Source organism: Bradyrhizobium sp. (assembly GCF_035701725.1).
In the GTDB taxonomy this organism is placed as follows: Bacteria; Pseudomonadota; Alphaproteobacteria; order Rhizobiales; family Xanthobacteraceae; genus Bradyrhizobium.
On sequence record NZ_DASSRP010000101.1, the window covers coordinates 1 to 2,134 of the forward strand.

The window sequence follows — 2,134 nt, forward strand, 5'->3', positions numbered from 1 at the left end:
ACGATCCAGATCGTGTAGCTATCGGCCTGCGCGCCGGCGCCGCCGATATCGTGAAAGGCGCGCAGCGGCAGCAGCGGATCGGCCGCTACCTTGCAAATGCGTCCCTGCGCGCGGGCCTGCGCCAATAACGGCGCGAAGTACGCACCCTCGAAAGCTCTCACATAGTCTCCTTCCCAGATGTGCGCATAGCGGTCGGGATAGAGCGCAAGGTCGGTCTTGCGCTCCTCATCGAGCACGGCAGGAAACCAAGGATTGTCGCGCCAGTTGGCGTGAACCAGGATCGCGCCTTCCGGCTTTCTCGTGCGAAAGAAATCGTCGATCGCATCGCTCTTGCGCCGCGGATTCCATGATGCCCACAGCTCGGAATTCTCCGCGCGGATGGTCGGGCGCAGCAGCGCCAGCGAGCGGGAGCTTAAACTTTGCGCCTCGTCGACCCAGGCGATACGAAAACCTTCGAGCGATTTGATGGAGTCGGCCGTGTGGTCGGCCATACCCCGGAAGATGATAAGGCCGTCGCCCGGCGTCGCGATGCGATCGTTGTAGACCTTGAATCTGTGTGAGAGGCCGAGCTTCTCGATCTTGCTCTCGATCAGCCGCTTGGAGGATTGCGCCAGCGTCTTCTGCGACTCGCGAATGCAAACGGCAAGCGTGCCGCGCTCGGCCTCGCAGAGTTCAACGAGCATCTCGCCGAAAAAATGCGATTTTCCCGAACCGCGGCCGCCGAACGCAGCCTTGTAGCGCGATCGCGCTAGCAGCGGCTTAAAGATTTTCGCGGTCGGAATTTTCAGCGTCGACATGATGGAAATTCACCGTGATGTATTCAGGCGTCGATCCACCGCCGCAAGCGTTGGTATAGCTCATCGTCATCAGTCGATAGCGGCTTGTCCGATAAACCCCAGAACCGTGGCGGGACAGGGTAATCTCACATTGGCTTGCCTGAGAAAATGCCGAGCGGGCGTGACGACTCATCTGCGTCGGGCGGGAACGACGGCGCCTCCCTTGACGTGGCGATGACAGGCGAGACGACGCACTGGAATGTCCGCCGCCGCGGTCTGTCCTTCACAGTTCTTGACTAGCGCAACTTTCAGCCTCGCCATGGTCGGGCTGCACGATGACGCGCTCGATGCGATGGATCAGTTCCAGCGCGCTGTCGTCATTGGCAAGCGATTGCGTCGGCTTGCCCCAACCGCGATCGAGGATCGCGTTCGCCGCCGCGACGCGCGCCGGCGGCGTCGCTTTGGTGTTGCGCATGACGGCGACGAGAACGTTGAGCGCTGTGCGGGTGTGGCTTCGCGCCAGCGAGCGAATTTCGGTGACGGCTTTGGGCATGGCGGATCGTTCGGTCTCCATATTTGTGGGAGGGCTACGCGGACTCATCTTCGCGCGGCTCGTATATCGGCCAATATTCGCACGGCGCGGTATCGACGTGATCCATCACGAGATCGTCGGGGTGCATCGGCGAGTGGGACGGATTTTGGGTCGGGTCCGGCCGGCTTCGTGCCCGCGGAATAAACAAGATGATCTCCGCGCTCACTGGAACAACTCGGAGAGCAGAATGAGGATCAATCCGCCGATCGCCAGCGCGATCAGGCAGGCGGCCGTAACCATGCGGCTATCCTTTCTTGAGAAGTTGCAAAGACAGGGTCGGGCGGCGGCGCGCATGAAGACGCCTTGCGTTGCGCGTTAGTGAGATTACTGCGCCGTGCCGCCGCCGCCCGATTCTGGAAAAACAAAAAACCCGCGCTCCGGCTTTGCGGATCGCGGGTCTTATATTTCCGAGGATGGACCTATGCCGGTGATTTGCCCGACGTGTCAAATCTCCTGCCGGGCGACAATAGCCGGAAAATAGCCTGGTCCTGCTATTGGCTGAAGCGCGCGGGGGGTTTACCTATGTTCAGTCGAAGCTGTTTCGCGCGAGGCGCCGCCATGAACGAACCAACAATGATCAGGCTGATGCTTGTCGGTTTGCTTGGCTTTGCCATCGCGAGTTCCTGCTCCGCATTGGCGCAGACCACGCTCGGCGGCGCCAAGACCCAGCAGAACAAGATCGGCGGTGTCGCGAAACCTGCGCCCGTCGTCGGCGGCGCGGTGGTCCACACGCCCTCGCCGCCAACGCCGCCGAAACCGGGCCCCG

At 61.5% G+C, this 2,134-nt stretch carries 3 protein-coding genes; 1 reads left to right on the forward strand and 2 read right to left on the reverse strand.

The window, feature by feature from the left end:
- Together VFL62_RS05480 and VFL62_RS05485 are read right to left on the reverse strand one after the other, a co-directional pair.
- On the reverse strand, positions 1–797 hold a 797-nt coding region (locus VFL62_RS05480), incomplete at its 3' end, for a PBSX family phage terminase large subunit (protein ID WP_325171358.1).
- A gap of 262 nt (positions 798–1,059) precedes the next feature.
- Entirely contained in the window at positions 1,060–1,329 is a 270-nt protein-coding gene (locus VFL62_RS05485; RefSeq protein WP_325171359.1) for a hypothetical protein, read from the reverse strand.
- Between the two features lie 597 nt (positions 1,330–1,926).
- On the opposite strand from VFL62_RS05485, the gene VFL62_RS05490 reads away from it, so the two are divergent.
- The coding region (locus tag VFL62_RS05490; protein ID WP_325171360.1) for a hypothetical protein at positions 1,927–2,134 on the forward strand (208 nt) is incomplete at its 3' end.

Coding starts and splice junctions, on each gene's coding strand:
- VFL62_RS05485 (WP_325171359.1), bottom strand. CDS start 1,329: ATGCCCAAAGCCGTCACCGAAATTCGCTCGCTGGCGCGAAGCCACACC.